This is a genomic window from Christiangramia echinicola DSM 19838, assembly GCF_000423065.1.
Lineage (GTDB): Bacteria > Bacteroidota > Bacteroidia > Flavobacteriales > Flavobacteriaceae > Christiangramia > Christiangramia echinicola.
In genome coordinates, this window is the sequence record NZ_AUHG01000011.1 from 787,531 (window position 1) to 805,989 (window position 18,459).

At 31.5% G+C, this 18,459-nt stretch carries 16 protein-coding genes; all 16 read left to right on the forward strand.

Translation table 11 applies throughout. From position 1 onward, the window contains the following. The first annotated feature begins 68 nt into the window (after window positions 1–68). The 16 genes from G530_RS0108660 to G530_RS0108735 all read left to right on the forward strand — a co-directional run bounded on the left by G530_RS0108660 (window position 69) and on the right by G530_RS0108735 (window position 18,459). Entirely contained in the window at window positions 69–1,325 is a 1,257-nt protein-coding gene (locus tag G530_RS0108660) for a sulfate adenylyltransferase subunit 1 (protein WP_026934154.1), read from the forward strand. Between the two features lie 5 nt (window positions 1,326–1,330). Next, window positions 1,331–2,116 (forward strand): sulfotransferase domain-containing protein, encoded by a 786-nt coding sequence (locus G530_RS0108665; RefSeq protein WP_026934155.1) that lies wholly within the window; start codon window positions 1,331–1,333, stop codon window positions 2,114–2,116. 32 nt (window positions 2,117–2,148) lie between these two features. Continuing rightward, complete coding sequence (gene rfbB / locus G530_RS0108670; RefSeq protein ID WP_026934156.1) at window positions 2,149–3,192, forward strand: dTDP-glucose 4,6-dehydratase; 1,044 nt, start codon at window positions 2,149–2,151, stop codon at window positions 3,190–3,192. Then, complete coding sequence (gene rfbA / locus G530_RS0108675) at window positions 3,192–4,058, forward strand: glucose-1-phosphate thymidylyltransferase RfbA (RefSeq protein ID WP_026934157.1); 867 nt, start codon at window positions 3,192–3,194, stop codon at window positions 4,056–4,058. Before rfbB ends, rfbA begins: the two co-directional genes overlap by 1 nt. Continuing rightward, the gene (locus G530_RS0108680) at window positions 4,059–5,504 is read left to right on the forward strand and encodes a lipopolysaccharide biosynthesis protein (protein WP_026934158.1); all 1,446 of its coding nucleotides are present in this window, start codon (window positions 4,059–4,061) and stop codon (window positions 5,502–5,504) included. It abuts the gene before it with no gap. A gap of 32 nt (window positions 5,505–5,536) precedes the next feature. Next, complete coding sequence (locus G530_RS0108685) at window positions 5,537–6,289, forward strand: hypothetical protein (protein ID WP_026934159.1); 753 nt, start codon at window positions 5,537–5,539, stop codon at window positions 6,287–6,289. Window position 6,290: 1 nt separating this feature from the next. Next, window positions 6,291–7,361 (forward strand): DegT/DnrJ/EryC1/StrS family aminotransferase, encoded by a 1,071-nt coding sequence (locus G530_RS0108690; protein ID WP_026934160.1) that lies wholly within the window; start codon window positions 6,291–6,293, stop codon window positions 7,359–7,361. Continuing rightward, window positions 7,358–8,245: a sulfotransferase family protein gene (locus G530_RS0108695; protein ID WP_026934161.1), complete on the forward strand. Its 888-nt coding sequence runs from the start codon at window positions 7,358–7,360 to the stop codon at window positions 8,243–8,245. Before G530_RS0108690 ends, G530_RS0108695 begins: the two co-directional genes overlap by 4 nt. Next, window positions 8,232–9,146: a glycosyltransferase gene (locus G530_RS0108700; RefSeq protein WP_026934162.1), complete on the forward strand. Its 915-nt coding sequence runs from the start codon at window positions 8,232–8,234 to the stop codon at window positions 9,144–9,146. The genes G530_RS0108695 and G530_RS0108700 overlap by 14 nt, the downstream gene beginning before the upstream one ends. Beyond that, a complete protein-coding gene (locus G530_RS17315) occupies window positions 9,143–10,015 on the forward strand; it encodes a glycosyltransferase family 2 protein (protein WP_051199739.1) in 873 nt (290 codons plus the stop codon). The genes G530_RS0108700 and G530_RS17315 overlap by 4 nt, the downstream gene beginning before the upstream one ends. 115 nt (window positions 10,016–10,130) lie before the next feature. After that, window positions 10,131–11,279 carry a glycosyltransferase family 4 protein gene (locus tag G530_RS0108710; RefSeq protein WP_026934163.1) on the forward strand — a complete coding sequence of 383 codons (1,149 nt, stop codon included), beginning with the start codon at window positions 10,131–10,133 and terminating at the stop codon, window positions 11,277–11,279. Between the two features lie 10 nt (window positions 11,280–11,289). Then, window positions 11,290–12,156: a polysaccharide deacetylase family protein gene (locus G530_RS0108715; RefSeq protein WP_026934164.1), complete on the forward strand. Its 867-nt coding sequence runs from the start codon at window positions 11,290–11,292 to the stop codon at window positions 12,154–12,156. 20 nt (window positions 12,157–12,176) lie between these two features. After that, window positions 12,177–13,064: a sulfotransferase family protein gene (locus G530_RS0108720; protein ID WP_026934165.1), complete on the forward strand. Its 888-nt coding sequence runs from the start codon at window positions 12,177–12,179 to the stop codon at window positions 13,062–13,064. A gap of 98 nt (window positions 13,065–13,162) precedes the next feature. Then, window positions 13,163–14,890 carry an adenine nucleotide alpha hydrolase family protein gene (locus G530_RS0108725; RefSeq protein WP_026934166.1) on the forward strand — a complete coding sequence of 576 codons (1,728 nt, stop codon included), beginning with the start codon at window positions 13,163–13,165 and terminating at the stop codon, window positions 14,888–14,890. A 227-nt stretch (window positions 14,891–15,117) separates the two neighbouring features. After that, the gene (locus G530_RS17510; protein ID WP_084519435.1) at window positions 15,118–17,343 is read left to right on the forward strand and encodes a glycosyltransferase; all 2,226 of its coding nucleotides are present in this window, start codon (window positions 15,118–15,120) and stop codon (window positions 17,341–17,343) included. A 9-nt stretch (window positions 17,344–17,352) separates the two neighbouring features. Beyond that, entirely contained in the window at window positions 17,353–18,459 is a 1,107-nt protein-coding gene (locus tag G530_RS0108735) for a glycosyltransferase (RefSeq protein WP_026934167.1), read from the forward strand.

The window sequence follows — 18,459 nt, forward strand, 5'->3', positions numbered from 1 at the left end:
CTACGTCACTCTGAACTAGTTTCAGAGTCTTATAAATTATACTAGAAAACGTTTAGCAAAAAAAAATAATGGAAATCAATAATAATCAATTACTTAGATTCACCACCGCTGGAAGTGTCGATGATGGAAAAAGTACTCTCATCGGGCGACTTCTATTTGATTCAAAATCAATTTTTGAGGATCAGTTAGAATCTGTTACAAATACCAGCGCTAAAAAAGGTCACGATGGAGTTGATCTGGCACTTTTTACTGACGGTTTGAAAGATGAAAGAGAACAAGGTATAACCATTGATGTAGCTTACCGGTACTTTACCACCCCAAAGCGAAAATTTATTATAGCCGATACTCCTGGACATATTCAGTATACCAGGAATATGGTAACTGGTGCCTCTACTGCAAATGCAGCTTTAATCCTTATCGATGCCCGTCATGGGGTTATCGAACAAACTAAAAGGCACTCATTTATAGCTTCTTTATTGAATATTCCACATTTAATTGTTTGTATCAATAAAATGGACCTCGTTGATTTTTCTGAAGAAAAGTATAATGAGATCATTACTCAATTTGAGGAATTTTCATCAAAACTACTAGTAAAAGATGTTCGTTTTGTGCCAATGAGTGCGCTTTTAGGTGATAATGTAGTGAATCGCTCAGAAAATATGAACTGGTACGGCGGAGGAACTTTATTAAGTATTTTGGAAACTTTACATATTAGCAGTGATATTAATAAGATAGATGCAAGGTTCCCGGTACAAACAGTATTACGGCCACAAAGTGATGAGCACAGAGATTATAGGGGTTATGCAGGTAGGGTAGCCAGCGGTATATATAGGACCGGAGATGAGGTAGCTGTATTACCATCAGGCTTTACATCAAAAATAAAATCTATGAACGCTGGAGAAAATGAAATTGAAGAAGCTTTCGCTCCCATGTCTATCTCCATGACTTTGGAAGATGATATTGATGTAAGCCGTGGTGATATGATTGTGAAGAAAAATAATCAGCCGGAAGGAGAACAGGAGTTTGATGTAATGCTATGTTGGTTAAATAATGATCCGGCAAAGCCACGTGCCAAATACACGGTGATGCATACTTCCAACGAGCAAAGAGCCATGATCAAAAATGTCGTTTATAAGATTGATATTAATACTTATAATAGAAATACAGAAGATAAAGACTTATCCATGAACGATATCGCTAGAGTAACCATTAGGACCACACACAGAATTATGCTGGACTCATACAGAGATAACAGGAATACCGGTAGCATTATCTTAATAGATGAAAATACCAATGAAACCGTTGCGGCGGGAATGATTGTTTAAATTTTATGAAATTTATCTCAATCTTAGGTTACGACCGGAGTGGAACTACATTTTTAGGCAGTTATTTAAATCATATCAATGGCGATATTTTTTATGCCGGCGAGATTGATAAGGGTATTAGAATATTCTTCTCCGGATCTAATAAAAAATGTACCTGTGGAAATATTTATGCTGAATGTCCTGTCTGGGGCAAGATATTTCCTTTTTTAGATCCAGATAATATTGATTTAGAGTTTATATCAAATAAAATTTTTGAATTAACAGGCGCAAGTGTGATTGTAGATTCTTCTAAAAGCTTTAAATATATTAGAAAGTTTAAAAAACATTTTAAAGGGAGATATTTAAGTATACATCTTAAAAGAAATCCTAAAGCAGTGATATTATCCCGAATGAATTTAAGAAAAAGGCGGGTAAATAAAGGAACACATCCAAAACCGTATATTGCTAAAAAATATAATTTGATGATGATTTTTGATAGCTTGGAATGGTGTTACGAAAATATCTGGTTTGAAAAATTCAAAGATGAAGATACCAACCTGGATTTAACCTATGATTTTTTTGGTTCGGAACTGCCTTCTAAAATCCTCAAATTTTTAGAGATTAACAATTTAGACCAGTTAGGAAATGAAAAAGTCGTTAATCATATAGTGTTTGGTAACAAGGGGAGGTTAAATTTTAGATGGAAAGTGGAAATTAACCATACTTGGAAAAATGATTTGAATAAATTTCAAAAGCTGAGCGTAGATTTATTTACATATCCAACGCGCAGGATTTATAACTATTCTTTTTAAGAAAAATTTCTAAAATTTAATTAGGTAAACTTATGAAGGTATTAATTACGGGAGGGGCTGGATTTATTGGTTCTCATTTGGTGCGATTATTAGTTAATAAATATCCGAATTACAAAATATTTAATCTAGATACATTGACTTATGCAGGTAATTTAGAGAATTTAAAGGACATCGAGAATGCTGAGAATTATCATTTTTTAAAAGCGAATATTAATAATTCAAATGAAATAAATGAACTATTCGAAACTCACCAATTTAATAAAGTTATTCATTTAGCAGCCGAGTCGCACGTAGATCGATCTATATCAGATCCCTTAACTTTTGTTCGTACCAATGTTATTGGTACCATGAATTTACTCAATGCTGCATTGGAAACCTGGAAAGCTGATTTTAATGATAAATTGTTCTATCATATTAGTACGGATGAGGTTTACGGAACATTGGGAAAAGAAGGTTTATTTACTGAAACAACATCATACGATCCTAATTCACCATATTCGGCTTCCAAGGCCAGTAGTGATCATTTTGTACGTGCTTATGGTGAAACCTATGGTCTACCTTATATCATATCGAACTGCTCAAACAATTATGGTCCCAATCAATTCCCGGAAAAATTAATTCCTCTCTTTATTAATAATATTATTGAAGAAAAAGGACTGCCGGTTTATGGAGACGGTAAATATACTAGGGATTGGTTATATGTGAAAGATCATGCTATCGCAATAGATCTTGCATTTCATATAGGTAGAATTGGAGAAACCTATAATATCGGTGGATTTAACGAATGGCAAAATATAGAACTTATTAAGTTGCTATGTGTAATTATGGATACTAAATTGAATAGGGAAAAAGGCAGTTCAGCCAAGCTTATCAGTTTTGTAAAAGATAGGCCTGGGCACGATAAGCGTTATGCTATAGATGCTTCTAAAATAAATAAAGAATTAGGTTGGGAGCCATCTGTAACCTTTGAACAAGGTCTTGTGAAAACAATAGATTGGTATTTGGAAAATAATGAGTGGCTCACAAATGTCACTAGTGGTACATATAAAGATTATTATAAAAAACAATATTCATAATGAAAGGAATCATTTTAGCAGGAGGATCTGGAACTCGTTTATATCCAATAACCATTGCGGTAAGCAAGCAATTATTGCCAGTCTATGATAAACCCATGATTTATTACCCCCTTTCAGTATTAATGCTCGCGGGAATACGAGAAATTTTATTTATTACCACTCCTCACGATCAAGCATCTTTTAAAAAATTATTAGGTGATGGATCGGAATTAGGATGTAATTTTGATTATGCCATTCAAGATGAGCCGAATGGTCTTGCAGAAGCTTTTATAATAGGTAAAGAATTTATAGGGCATGATAAGGTAGCTTTGGTTTTGGGAGATAATATTTTTTATGGTAACGGTTTTGGAAGTTTACTACGAAGTAAAATTAACCTAAAGGGAGCTTCTATATTTGCATATCCTGTGAAAGACCCACAACGCTATGGTGTTGTCGAATTTAATAATGATAACAAGGCTATAAGTATTGAGGAGAAGCCAGAAAAACCAAAATCCAGATATGCTGTTCCAGGCCTTTACTTTTATGATAATAAAGTGGTTGAATATGCGAAAAATGTCCAACCCTCAGCTAGGGGTGAAAAAGAAATATCTGCCTTAAATCAAATGTACTTGGACGACGGAGCATTAGAAGTAGGTGTAATGACCCGCGGTATGAGCTGGTTTGATACCGGTACAGTAGAATCTTTAGATGATGCGACCGAATTTATTAGAGTAATACAAAACAGACAAAGCGCCATGATAGGATGTATTGAAGAAGTGGCCTATCAAAGAGGGTTTATAGAAAGATCTACATTAATTGAACTCTCTGGTAAATACGGCAAATCTAAATACGGTGAGTATTTAAAAGAATTGGCTAAGTCTTTATAGATGTCCCTAAGAAAGCAAGCTACCTCAGGTTTTGTTTGGACTTTTGCTCAGCAATTTGGAAATCAAATTATAGGATTTATTATTTCAGTAATTTTAGCAAGGTTATTATTGCCTGCTGAATTTGGGTTAATTGGAATGATTGCAATATTTGTTTCTGTAGGGAAGGTCTTAATTGCTTCAGGACTTACACAATCATTAATTAGGAGCGAAAATCCTGATCAGGAAGATTATTCAACGGTTTTTTATTTTAATCTTCTTGCAAGTATTTTAATTTATTTGATAATTTATCTTTCGGCTCCCTGGATTGCTGCTTTTTACAATCAAGATATTCTAACTGGAATCATACGCTTGTTTTGTGTAACATTTATAATTGATGCATTCGCTTCAGTTCAAACTACGAGGTTAACCAAATTAATGAACTTTAAAACACAAGCTATCATCGCCATTCCAGCAACTATTTTTGGAGGAATTGTGGGAGTTGCGCTCGCTTATTCAGGCTTTGGGGTTTGGAGTTTAGTATGGAGTAATATATCAAGCTCTGTAGTATTAAGTGTACAGTTATGGATATATTCAAAATGGGCACCGAGTTTAGTCTTTAATATTGAAAAATTTAAGCAGCATTTTAATTTCGGTTATAAAATTACCTTATCGAGTTTATTAAATAAACTCTTTAGCAATATTTACCTCATTCTAATAGGACGCTATTTTTCTGCTAGTCAAGTTGGTTTTTATACTAGAGCAGAGACTATGAAACAATTACCAGTTACAAACATTTCTAATGCTTTAAATAAGATCACTTATCCCTTATTTGCATCGATACAAAATGATAATATAAGACTGAAACGGGTTTATAAGCAACTTATGCAAATGGTTGTATACATTGTCGCGCCTACTTTAGTTTTTTTAGCTGTCTTGGCAGAACCTTTCTTTAGATTATTATTTACAGAGAAGTGGTTGCCAGCTGTTCCATACTTTCAAATTTTATGTATCACAGGGATACTTTACCCAATCCATGCATACAATTTAAATGTCTTAAAAGTCAAGGGAAGAAGTGACCTTTATTTAAAATTAGCCATTATTAAGAAATCACTTATGGTCATTGCCGTATTGGTAGGGTTACAATTTGGAATCTATGGTTTGTTATACACCCAGGTAATTTTATCTTTTAGTGCATTTGTTATTAATGCTTATTACACTGATAGATTTATAAATTATTCAGCTTTTCAACAATTTAAAGATATTTTTCCAATAATAATTGTCTCATGCCTTGCTGGTATGTCAATATTTTTACTAGATAATTTTTTACATAATTTTCTAGATATTTTCAGAATAATTTTCGGAGGGATTTTAGGTGTTTCAATTTATTTAATTCTGAGTTCTATTTTGAAATTATCCAGTTTGTATGAAATCAAAAAGATTATTTTCAAAAAAATAAATTTTAAATAAAGGTACTTCATACTGTTAATTTTTATAAAATCATGGAGTGGATCGAAATTTTAGGACCATCGGGTATAGGAAAATCATTTTTCTTAAAATCTCTTATAAGTGAAAGGAATAAAGAATCTAATTGGTTAAGCATTGAAGAAATTAAACTAAAATGGGTTTTAAAAAATTCAAAAAAAGAGGGCTTAGTTGCATCACTAATCAAATTATATCTTCGTCAAGATTTTGTTAATAGTGAAAAAAGCAATTTAACAGAAATTTTATTGGATAGAAAAAATGCGTATCTAAAAGAAGCTGAGATTTTTGAAGAATTACTTAAGACCTATATAAACCATTATATAGATCTGGATATATGCTTTAAAGAAAAATCATATAGAATTTCCCTATTTCATAAAATTATTGAGAATCTGTGCTTACAAGATTATTATAATATTAAAAATCCAATTGTAATGGATGAAGGACCACTAAGTCATCATCCGGATTTAATTAGGGTTGATTGGGATAATCAAAAAACTTTACCTAACGGTCTGATATTTTGTAGTTTATCTGTTGAAAAAAATCTTTCTAGAATTTATAAAAGAAAAAATGAAGGTAGGCTAGCTCCACTCCATCATGGTCTAGATAAACCAGACTTAATTAAACACATTGAAGAAAAACATCATAATTATTTAACCAAGCAGAAAATTTTGATGACCTTAGGAATACCGTTTATCGAAATTAATTTAGATAATGTTGAACCAAATATACTAGTTAAGGCCCAAAATTTTATAAAGAATGTCACCAAATAATATTATACCAGTAACAAAAACATTTTTTCCACCAATTCAGGAATACCATGTTCAATTAGATCGTATTTGGAAAAATGAATGGTTGACTAATCGCGGGGAATTGGTAAAAGAATTAGAGGCTAATTTAAGGTCTTATTTAGATGTGCCAAACATTACCTCAACCACTAATGGTACGCTCCCTATACAAATTGCTCTCAAAGTACTAGCCAAGGGAGGAGAAGTTATTACAACTCCTTTTAGCTATGTAGCAACAACTTCTGCAATTGTTTGGGAGAACTGCACTCCGGTTTTTGTGGATATCCATCCTGAATTCTTAACCATAGATGAGACAAAGATTGAAGCTGCTATTACATCAAAAACAACAGCTATCTTGGCTACACATGTCTTTGGAAATCCTTGTAATGTTGACATGATAGAAAAAATAGCGTTGAAGTACAATTTAAAGGTGATTTATGACGCTGCTCATGGTTTTGGAGTGGAGTACGAAAGAAAAAGTTTGTTTAATTACGGAGATGTGAGTACGTGTAGTTTTCATGCCACTAAAATTTTTCATACAGGAGAAGGAGGAGCATTTGTTTGTCAAAACGATGAGCTTAATAAGGAATTATACTATCATCATAATTTTGGACATGCTGGTCCAGCGGAATTTCATGGTTTAGGTATAAATGCCAAAATGAGTGAACTTCAAGCAGCCATGGGACTAAGTGTTATGCCTTACATGGCGAAAATTTTTTCCGAGCGTAAAAACGTTGTTGATTTTTATGACGAAAATTTAAATTTCAATAATTTGGAAAAAATGAAAATCCGGAGTAATACAAAATGGAATTATAGCTATTATCCTATTATTTTTAATTCTGAGGAAGCCTTACTTAAAGCACAGGATAATTTAAATCGGGAAAATATTTTTCCTAGAAGGTATTTTTATCCTTCTTTAAATCTGTTAAATTATGTCGAAAACATCTCTATGAGTGTATCTGAATCCATTTCACGAAGAGTATTATGTCTACCTTTATATTTTGGAATCAAATCAGAGGAATTGAATCGAATTACAAATAAAATTAATTCTATATGACAGATGCTCACCCACTTTTTATATTAGGAAATCCCAGATCTGGAACTTCTTTATTTAGAATAATGCTCACCAGCCATCCAAATATTTGTATACCACCAGAGTGTGGCTTTATTCAATGGTGGTATAGTAAATATAAAAATTGGTCTAAAACAGATTCCACAAATGAAATTAGAGTTACAAGTTATATTGAAGATTTAAAATCCTCTAAAAAAATTGAGACATGGAATTTAGACTTTTCAGATTTACATAAATTAATTGTAAAAAGCATGGCTTCGAATTACGCAGAATTATCTTTCTGTGTATTACAACAATTTTGTTCTCAGCAGAATAAGAATGCAATTTATTTAGGTGACAAGAATAACTATTATATTCATCATTTAGATATTATAAGGGAGATATATCCTACCGCGAAATATTTAGCAATAGTTAGAGATGGTAGAGATGTGGCTTGCTCTTATAAGAATTTGAAAAACCTTAAAAGTACTTCAAAATATAAACCGATACTACCCACTGAAATCGGTGAAATAGCTGAAGAATGGCGAGAGAATAACTTAAAATTACTCAATTTTGGTGAAATGATTGGGACGAAAAACTTTACCTTTATAAGGTTTGAGGATTTATTAACAAATAGTGAAGGAACGCTGCAATCCATATGTAGTTTTTTACAAATCGATTATAATATTGAAATGTTGAAATATGCAGAGAATAATATTAATAATAAAATAGAACCAGATAAATTAGTCGATTGGAAAAAGAAAACTTTTCTACCCCCAGATTCCTCTAGTATAGGTAAATATAAGTATGAATTAACAAGAAACGAGATAGAGACATTTCAATCTGTCAATTCTGATTTAATTGATTTATTAGGTTATGATAAAATATAAAGTTAGTGTTAGATTAATCACTTTTAATCATAGTCAATTTATTGAAAAATCTATTGAAGGGGTTTTAATGCAACAATCCAATTTTTTGATTGAGCTTATTATTGGAGATGATTTTTCTACCGACAATACAAGGGATTTAATTGCAAATTATAAAAGCACTAAAAACGTACATATAAAATTCTTGGATAGACCTTTTAAAGGAGAATATTTCTATGAAAGAGAAAAGAATGGCAGGCTGTATAATTTTGCTAATACTGTTTCTAATTGTACAGGTGAATATATTGCACTTTTAGATGGCGATGATTACTGGACAGATCCTTACAAATTGCAGAAGCAAGTTGATTTTTTGGAAAATGATCTAAATTTTTCGGCATGTTTCACTGATGCTATTGTTTATAATGAGCATTCCAAAGAGAAATCTAATTATTTAAATAAAAATAAAAAAAGATCAACTTTTCACACAGAAGATATTATTAAAGGAGGTGGGGGATTATTTCCTACTGCATCCTTAGTTTTTCGAAACTTAATTCATGATTTTCCTAATTTCTTTTATGAAGCAAAATCTGGAGATCGTGCCCTGAGTTTGCTATTATCAGTTCACGGAAGTTTTTACTGCATGGGAGATGTAACCTGTGTTTACCGAGTTCATAACGGAGGGATATTTTCAAATATTATTGAAAAAAAAGAAAAGAGAAATGATATAACTAGGAACAATATAAAGTTACTTCAAGATTTTGATATTCATTCAAACTTTGTATTTACCAAGATAATTAAACAAACAATTTCCAACCTTTCTAAGAAAGTATTAATTAATAGTAAGTCCGAATTAAAAATGAGTCTTATTAGGAACTTAACTTTGAGAGACTTTCTATCTTATATTAAAAATTTTAATCTTAAATGATTTCAATAACTATACCAACCTATAATCGCGCTAAATTTCTACCCAGGGCAATAAGCAGTATTTTAAATCAAAGTAATCAAAATTGGGAGTTAATTATTTCTGATGATGGTTCCACCGATGATACTGAAGCGGTTGTGGGAAAATATTTAAGTGATCCCAGAATAAAATACTTGAAAAATTCCAATGCTGGCGCTACCGCAGCACGAAATTCAGGGGTTAAAGTATCTACAGGTGATTTTATAACTTTTTTGGATAGTGATGATGAAGCAAAACCAAATTGGTTAGAAGCATTTCAGAAGGAAATAGAAAATGAAGCAGAAGTTGTATGTTGTGGATACGAGTATTTAGATCACAAGGGTAATTTAATTCGGGAGAATTATCCTATTGATATGGGGCCTTTATATAACAATCGTATCGGAAGATTTACTAATGGGGGGGTTTTCTTAATAAAAAAAGAATATTTTCAGAAAATTGGAGGTTATGATGAAAATGTAAAATCTGGACAACATTCAGAAATGGCAATTAGACTATTCCAAATTTTAGATCAGAATAAAATTGAAATTAAAAATATATATAAGCCTCTCATCAAAGTTCATGTTCATCAGGGACCCAAAATCAGATCAGATCATAAAGCTATATTTTTGGGTAATAGTTATACTTTGAATAAACATGAAAGTTTATTTTCTAAACATAAATTGATCTACGCTAATTATCTCAGTGTTGGTGCCCATAGTGCAGTGAAAATTGAGAAATATGAGGAGGCTAAGAAATTATTTTATAAGGCCTGGAAATTGGACCCATTTAATATAAAGAGATTTGGAAGGTTAATAATAGTACAGTTTCCTTTTATGAGGAAGAAATTTTGGTAAATTATGTAACTGAATTTAATTTATAATTGAACGTAATTATTCCTAAGATAGCGCTAAATTTTGACTTAAATTTTCTTACAGGACAGCGTTTGCAATTCAATAAAGCCCGTCATTTATGATTAAAAAATATTTAGCAGTACAGGATAGCCTTGGGACTGGGGGTGCTGAACGTTCTAATGCCGAACTTTGGGATTATTTAAAAAAATGTAATGTACAGATTAAAATAATTGTCCTAAGACATAGAATAGAAGGCGTAGAAAAGGAAATTTTGGAAAAAGGATTTGACGTACATTTTTTGCAATCTGGAATTTTAATGCAGCAAGCAAAGACTATTGCAAAGATCATTGAAAATTTTGAACCAGATATAGTTCACTCTGTACTTTTTAAGGCATCGCTGCGTGTTCGCATGGCCAAATTATTCACCAGATTTTATCATATTGAAAGTTTGGTAACTATGCCTTATGCAAAAATTAGATTGAATGACCCCAGTGCAAATAAATTTTATATTCAAATATTTCGAGGAATCGATTTAATTTCTAAATATTTTGGTGTAGATCATTTTCACGCTAACGGTGAAACAGTAGCCAATCATTACTTTAAAAAACTACGAATAAAGAAATCGAAAATATCTGTAATTCCTAGAGGAAGAAAAGTGAATTACTGTCTTGATAATCCTGGCGTAATAGGCGGTTTGAGAAATGAATTTAATTCAAAAAATCATATCCAGATTATACATGTAGCACGACATGAATATCCGAAAGGCCAGGATATTTTATTAGATGCATTTGGTAGGTTAGTAAATATTAAGGAAAAATTTAAAGTCCTACTAGTTGGTCGAGATGGAAAATTAACTAAAAAGATTAAGCACAAAATTGAAGAATTTGGATTGGGCAATTCAATCCATATAGTCGGACATCGGGGGGATATTTATGAACTACTGGCCTCTTCTGATATTTTTGTTTTTCCTTCAAGATTTGAAGGTTTGCCTGGAGCTTTAATAGAGGCAGAAGCCGCGGGCCTTCCTATTATTTGTTCAGATATCCCGAATAATTTGGAAGTTATTGAAGAAAATAGAAATGCTTTGGTGTTTAAAAATGAAGACCCTGTAAGTTTAGCCGAAAATTTAAATAAATTAATTATGGATAAAGAAAAAAGGTTGGAAATGGGGAAAGAAAGTTTAAGAATTTATAAAGAGCGATTTCAAATCGAAACCGTAAATAAAAGAATGCTAAACCTATTTATTGATTTAACCAGTAAATATTAAAATTTTTAAAATGCGCCAATTGTTCTATGGATTCCTGCTTCCGTTTAATTCTATTTTTAAGTATTTCACAAAAGGTACCATAAAAGTTTTGGCATATCATGGTGTCAAAGATTCACAGGCCTTTGAATTACAATTAAATTATTTGTCTAGAGCATATAACGTAATTAGCTTAAAACAACTTAATCATCATATAGAGACTAAACAAAAATTGCCGGTAAATTCTTTGCTAATTACTTTTGATGATGGAGATATATCCATTTTTAAAGAGGGATTACCTTTGTTGAAAAAATATAATTTACCGGCCATTGTATTTGTGATCACAGACTTAATAAATAGCAAGAAAGCATTTTGGTGTAAACAAGTAGTAGAAACTTTACAAAAATCGGGAAAGACTTATGTTGAAGCAAGGAAAAAAGTTAATCACCTGAAAAATATTCCTGAGTCTGAAAGAAAATCAGAATTGCAGAATATTCCTCAACTTGAAGATGAGCAATTTTCTACAGAAATGATTTTAAAACTGAAAAAAAATAATATTGAAATTGGAAATCATACCCATACACACCCTATGATAAATAATTGTAGTGTTGCAGAGATAGAACAGGAAATGAAAGAAAGTAGAAGAGTTTTTGAAAATCTGGGACTAAAAGAAAATTTTTCAAATTTTGCCTATCCCAATGGTAATTGGAATTTGGGTTCAGAAAAAGTTTTAATTGGTCAAGGTGTCAAAACGGCATTTTTATTTGATCATAAATTAAATAAAAAAATAATCAATCCTATGAGGATATCTAGAATTAGAGTGAATACCTATACTCCTTTGAGAGAATTTAAAACTAAAGTTTCTGGACTGCATCCAATATTAATGCACCTCTTTAAATAATAAATGAAAGATTCAAAATAATGTTGAATAATATAATTTATAAAAACAAATCTATTCTTCATAGGCTCACGGCAAGATTTAGAAAAAATTCACTTTATTCCAAGGTTTTAGAAAAAACGGGGTCTAAAAAAGAGAAACAAAAATGGATATTTATATTAGGCTGCTATAATTCTGGCACAACATTGTTGAATGAAATATTAGCACAGCATCCAGAAATTAGTGGATTACCAGATGAAGGAGTAATGCTAACCAATCAGTTGGTAAAACCGGAAGATTTTGGATGGAGAAGAATGTGGTCTCAGTGTGAAGCCAAAATGGAAAACTCTTCTGTGAATAAAAATAAGAATGCTCATATAATTAAAAAACATTGGTCCCACTTTTATGAGCCAAATATTTTTTTTGTAGAAAAATCTATATCTAATATTTGTCGAATACCCTTTTTTGCTGAAAATTTTAAGCCAGCCTATTTTATTCATATCGTTAGAAATGGATATGCGGCTGCAGAAGGCATTCAGCGTAAAGCCGAAATAATGGAGGATAATAAATTTCATGGAAATCAAAAGTATCCAATAGAAATATGCATTGAGCAATGGACACAAAGCTTGGATAAAATTGAAAAAGCTAAAATTGAAATGGAAAATTTTTTGGAAATAAGCTATGAAGAGTTATCTGAAGAGACTGTAAAAACTATGAATAAAATTACAGATTTTTTAAATTTAAATAATTATCCTCCAGATTTTTTTCGAAAATCGTTTTTGATTCATGGTTCTAACAATAAAATTCGAAATATGAACAAGAAAAGTTTAAGTAATTTAAATACTCGAGATTTGGAAATAATAAATGAGAGAGCAAGTTTATATCTTTCGAAATATGGATACGATCTGATTACAGCAAGGAGTGATTCTTAAATCCTTTATGGAAGATTAAATTGAACGAAATTTCTGAGTTTGATTTATCAAATAAATTTTACTTAATCATTTATTCTAAAATATAACCAAATTTTAGTATGTCTAAAATAATCTATGTCGTTAATAGGAAAGAAATTATTTCGGATTCCGAAGTAAATCAAATTTCAAAGATTTGTAATACTATAACAGCCAATAACATTAAAGCAAGTTCTGCGAAAACTTTTAAGGATGATAAAATAGCGTATGGATTATCTAATCCAAGTAACTTAATAGAAATGAATTCTTCTAACATTTTTTTTGGACAGTCCTTTGGTTCACTTAAAAATTGGGATAAATTGGATGAACCTAGTCCAGATGGAAATTATGTTATTTTTAGAACCGATGAAAAAAAAATTCAAATCATATCTGATATACTTGGATCTAAAGCTTTATGGTATTATTTTGATGATAAAAAATTCATTGCTTCTACCTCTCAAAGAGCTATAATACAATATTTAGGAAATTTTGAATTTAATAAAAGAATTATTCCCTGGATGTTATGTAATGGACTATTAGGACCTGGAGAGTCATGGGATGCTAATCTTTCACTCCTTCCACCAGATAGTGTCTTAACTTTAGATAGGAATACTTGGATGACAACTATAAATTCCAACCCAGTATCGTTTAAACCCAATAATAAATTAGATAGAATAAATCAGGAAGAATTTAATAATCTAGTTCAATCTGTTTTATCTGAATTGAAATTAGATTATTCTAAATGGAAAATAACTTTGTCGGGAGGTTATGATAGTAGAGGTATTTTATACAGTTTAAAAAGAAAAGATTGCAATAATGTAACAATAAATTCTTTAACATGGGGCCTTGATAAAAATCAAAGCATACCAGGGAATGATGCTTTTATAGCAAAAAAAATAGCAGATAAACTGGAAATCCGGCATAGTTTTTTTCAAACAGATTTTTCAACTGATGAATCTCTAGATAATATTATAACAAGATTTTTAGAAAATGGTGAAGGTAGAATCGATCATATAGGAGGTTATATGGACGGATTTAAAATTTGGAAAACCTTATTTGAAAGTGGTGTTGGTGGGATTATTCGAGGGGATGAAGCTTTTGGTTCTTATAATTTTATTTCTGAATACCATTTAAAAAATTTTATTGGTCTAACTTTACCAGAGGATTATGAGAACCTCAAAAGTGAAATTTTTTTTTCAGAATTTAATGTCAGGTATCCAGAGCAATTAAAGCAAAAAAGTACCGAATCTACAGACGCATGGAGAGACAGATTATATCAACAATATTTAATTCCCATATTTTTATCCGCATTAGAAGATATAAAGCAACCCTATTTAGAGCAAATAAATCCATTATTGTCAAGACGAATTATTCATTTCGTTAGGGAACTTCCCGATCATTTGAGAACGGAGAAAAAGATATTTAAGAATTATGTAAATCACTTTAAACCCTCTTTTAAATATGCAAGGGCGCCAGCCATTGAATCGAAAGTAGAGATTTTTAGGGATAAATCTATGGTTAAGCTTATTACTACGGAACTTGAATCTAATACAGCAAATTTAATTTTTTCAGAGAAATTTATCAAAACAGTATTATCACAGATTCAGATGAAATCCGGGGAAAATAATAAATCCGGATCCCTTATTTCTAATCTAAAATCACTCATACCAAAAGAAATCAAAAAAAGAATTTTGAAAGAACTATTTACAGCTAAAATTGATATGAACAAAGTAGCATTTAGAATGTTTCTTATAGTTCGAATGTATAAATTATTAAATAAAGATTCTAAGGTACTTTCGAATATGAGATAAAATGATTTTCTTATTTTACATAGCACATTTTTTTTAATTATTTAATGAAATTCAAGATTCAGGTTCATTAATTTAAGAATTAGAAAGAATTAAATACATTTTATTAATAATTTTTAAAGGGTTATTATACTTATTAAGAATTGAAGAAAAGCTACTTAGTATTATTATTTATCAATTCAAATTTAAGGTAATATGAGACTATTATTTAATAAACAAAATTTCGAATATTGAAAATCCTTCAATTAGTTACAAAACGTCAATATCGCGGAGCAGAGGTGTTTGCTGCCAATTTAAGCAAAGAGCTTATTCAACTTGGACATACCATAATTTTTGCAGGTCTTTACAAAAATGAAACTAATATTCTTGAAGTTGAGGGAGCAAGAAATATCGATTTATCGAAGGGCAAACGCGTTGGTTTTTCCTGGTCATTAGTTCGAAGTCTTGTAAAATTGATAAAACAAGTAGATCCAGACGTGATTCAGTGCAATGGAAGTGATACATTGAAGTATATGATTGCGGCTAGTTATATAGTAAAGCAAAAACCTATCGTATACCGTAATATTAGCACTATAAGTGAGTGGTTGGGGTCTGATATAAAACTTTCAGTTTATAAGAAGATTTTTTCTAAAGTAGATCATGTAACCTCTGTTGGTTCAGAATCTATTCAGGATCTTATAAACACCTTAGATTATCCGAAAAATAAAACATCGGTGATTCGTAGAGGTATTCCTAATATTAAAATTGACCAAACTGGAAACGCCGAAAAATTGCGAAATGAATTAGGTTTAACCCCTAACGCAAGAGTGGTGATGCACGTAGGGAATTTTAGCCCTGAAAAAAATCATGTGTTTCTACTCGATATTTTTAATGAATTAAAAGATACTAATCCCGATATTAAGCTGGTTTGCGTTGGAGATGGAATTACCTTTGAAACGATTCAAAATAAAATAAAGCAGAGAGGCTTAGAGGACACTGTCTATCTTTTAGGTTTCAGGAAAGACATTCCCGCGCTGTTATCGGCTGCAGATTGCGTTGTTCTTTCTAGTTTGGTAGAAGGAGTGCCAGGTGTGATCCTAGAGGCTGCGGTACAAGGAAAACCTTCTATAGCTACTAATGTTGGTGGTGTAAAAGAAGTCTTGATAAATAATAAAACAGGGTTTATAATTGACGACTTTGACAAACCTTTATTTCGCACCAAAATTACCGAGCTATGCAGAAACGACGAGCTAACTAGGAAATTAGGAGAAAGCGCAAGAGAATTGGTGATAGAGGAGTTTAATCCGCAGAAAAATGCAAGAAAATTTGAAAATCTGTATGCCAATTTAGCTGGAATTTCGATAGATAAGAAAGATTTTCCACCCACACTTAAAATTTTACAACTCATTCAAAAAAAGCAATATCGAGGGGCAGAAATTTTTTGTTGTCAACTTTCTAATGAGTTACTCGAAAAAGGACATGAAGTACTCATATATAGTGTGTTCGATGGAAGTGCTAATTTACCTTTCAACGGAAATGTTTATACATTGGATGGCAATCAGAATTATCGATATGGTGATTATAAGGGTTGGAAAGCTATCTCCAATATTATTAACAATTTTAAACCCGATGTGATTCAAGCTAATGCCTCAGATACTTTAAAATATGCTGTGTTTTCTAGAATGATCTTTGGTTGGAAAACTCCAATTATTTTTAGAAATGCCAGTCTTACCAGTTATTATATTCATAATACACTCTCCAGAAGTTTAAATAAGTTTCTTTTTCAGAGAGTGAATGCTATAATTTCTGTTTCTGAATCTTCCCGGGAAGATCTTATTAATTTATTTCCTTTTACAATGGATAAAAGTGAAGTAGTTACCAATGGTGTATCCCCAATAGAGCAAGAAGAAATCGAAAACCCTTATCGTCCTGAAGACATCAATATCGTCCATGTAGGGTCTTTAACTCCAGAGAAAAATCATTTTGAATTAGTTCGTATTTTTGAGAAATTTCTTCAATTAAAAAAAAGAGGCTTTCTGCATATAATTGGAGAAGGCTATTTAAAGAAAGATATTGAAGCATATATTGCCTCAAAGAACCTTAACCATCGTATAAAATTATATGGCGAAAAGGCAAATCCTGAGAATTATATTAAGTTTGCTGAAATTTTAGTATTACCTAGTCTTATTGAAGGGCTTCCAGGAGTTATCTTAGAAGCTATGTTCTACGGTACTGTTGTTATAGCCTATGACGTTGGCGGGGTATCTGAATTGTTAAATGATAATACGGGATATCTGATATCCAAAAATGATCCAGATGCATTTGTGAAAGCTATGATTCAATCTTTAACCGACGAGAGGTTTTTAAAACAGGAAAATGCAAAAAAAATTGTCCATACTCAATTTAATAACCGCATTTTGGTAGATCAGTTTCTGCGTATCTATTATAAGACCATAGATAGATTTGCAACTTCATAAATTTTAAGAATGAATAGAATAAAAATTCTTCATATTATAAAATCATTAGGGCGGGGTGGAGCAGAAATGTTACTTCCGGAAACCCTGAATATTCATAATACTTCAAAATTCGATTTTCATTTTATCTATTTCCTTCCATGGAAAAATCAAATGGTTGGTGAAATAGAAAAGAATGGAGGAAAAGTTACCTGTCTTTCTTCAAAGAACAATATTCAACTTATGGGAAAGGCCCCTGATGTGATTAAATACTGTAAAAAAAATAATATAGACATTATCCACTGTCATTTACCCTGGGCGGGTTTTTTAGGAAGGCTTGTGCATTTTCGCACTAAAATTCCTATGGTTTATACGGAACATAACATGCAGGAACGTTACCACCCGGCAACCAAAATACTTAACAAAAAAACGTTCAATTCCCAGAGTTTAGGTATTGGGGTCTCTGAAGATGTTACAAACTCCATAAAAAAGAATATTGATCCAAAAATACCAGTAATAACCATCCTAAATGGTGTTAATACAGCAAAATATAAACGGAATAGTGAGGATATTCAAGTACGAATGCAACATAATATTCCAGATGATGCTATTGTGGTTGGCTTGGTTTCAGTTTTTAGATTTCAGAAGCGAATAAAAGAGTGGTTACAAGTTTTTAAAAATTTTTCAGGTTCCAATAATAGGGCTTATGGTTTAATTGTGGGAGCCGGACCATTGGAAGATGAAATTCAACAGGAGCTGGAAAGACTTGGTCTTAAAGATAAAGTTGTGATGCCTGGACTTCAGGAAAATACGCGGCCTTATTTTAATGCGATGGATGTATTTATGATGAGTTCATCTTTTGAAGGATTGCCTATTGCATTACTGGAAGCCATGAGTATGGAATGCGCAGTAGTGAGTACAGATGCTGGAGGTATTAAAGAGGTTATCAGGAATGGTGTGGATGGTATAACTGTTGAAGTTGACCATTGGCAGGACCTTTCTAAGGTACTAGAGGAAATAGCAGACAACAGGGAATTACTGAGGAAATATCAAATTGCAGCTCGTAATAGGGTCATTGAAGAGTTTAGTTTAAAGGCTATGGTAGGAAATTTGGAGGAAGAGTATTTTAAACTGGCATAA

Excerpts from the sequence above, each read along its gene's own strand:
- G530_RS0108665 (WP_026934155.1), top strand. The coding sequence starts at position 1,331 with ATGAAATTTATCTCAATCTTAGGTTACGACCGGAGTGGAACTACATTT.
- G530_RS0108685 (WP_026934159.1), top strand. The coding sequence starts at position 5,537 with ATGGAGTGGATCGAAATTTTAGGACCATCGGGTATAGGAAAATCATTT.
- G530_RS0108700 (WP_026934162.1), top strand. The coding sequence starts at position 8,232 with ATGATAAAATATAAAGTTAGTGTTAGATTAATCACTTTTAATCATAGT.
- G530_RS0108715 (WP_026934164.1), top strand. The coding sequence starts at position 11,290 with ATGCGCCAATTGTTCTATGGATTCCTGCTTCCGTTTAATTCTATTTTT.
- G530_RS0108660 (WP_026934154.1), top strand. The coding sequence starts at position 69 with ATGGAAATCAATAATAATCAATTACTTAGATTCACCACCGCTGGAAGT.
- rfbA (WP_026934157.1), top strand. The coding sequence starts at position 3,192 with ATGAAAGGAATCATTTTAGCAGGAGGATCTGGAACTCGTTTATATCCA.
- G530_RS17315 (WP_051199739.1), top strand. The coding sequence starts at position 9,143 with ATGATTTCAATAACTATACCAACCTATAATCGCGCTAAATTTCTACCC.
- G530_RS0108735 (WP_026934167.1), top strand. The coding sequence starts at position 17,353 with ATGAATAGAATAAAAATTCTTCATATTATAAAATCATTAGGGCGGGGT.
- G530_RS0108695 (WP_026934161.1), top strand. The coding sequence starts at position 7,358 with ATGACAGATGCTCACCCACTTTTTATATTAGGAAATCCCAGATCTGGA.
- G530_RS0108710 (WP_026934163.1), top strand. The coding sequence starts at position 10,131 with ATGATTAAAAAATATTTAGCAGTACAGGATAGCCTTGGGACTGGGGGT.
- G530_RS0108720 (WP_026934165.1), top strand. The coding sequence starts at position 12,177 with ATGTTGAATAATATAATTTATAAAAACAAATCTATTCTTCATAGGCTC.
- G530_RS0108725 (WP_026934166.1), top strand. The coding sequence starts at position 13,163 with ATGTCTAAAATAATCTATGTCGTTAATAGGAAAGAAATTATTTCGGAT.
- G530_RS0108680 (WP_026934158.1), top strand. The coding sequence starts at position 4,059 with ATGTCCCTAAGAAAGCAAGCTACCTCAGGTTTTGTTTGGACTTTTGCT.
- rfbB (WP_026934156.1), top strand. The coding sequence starts at position 2,149 with ATGAAGGTATTAATTACGGGAGGGGCTGGATTTATTGGTTCTCATTTG.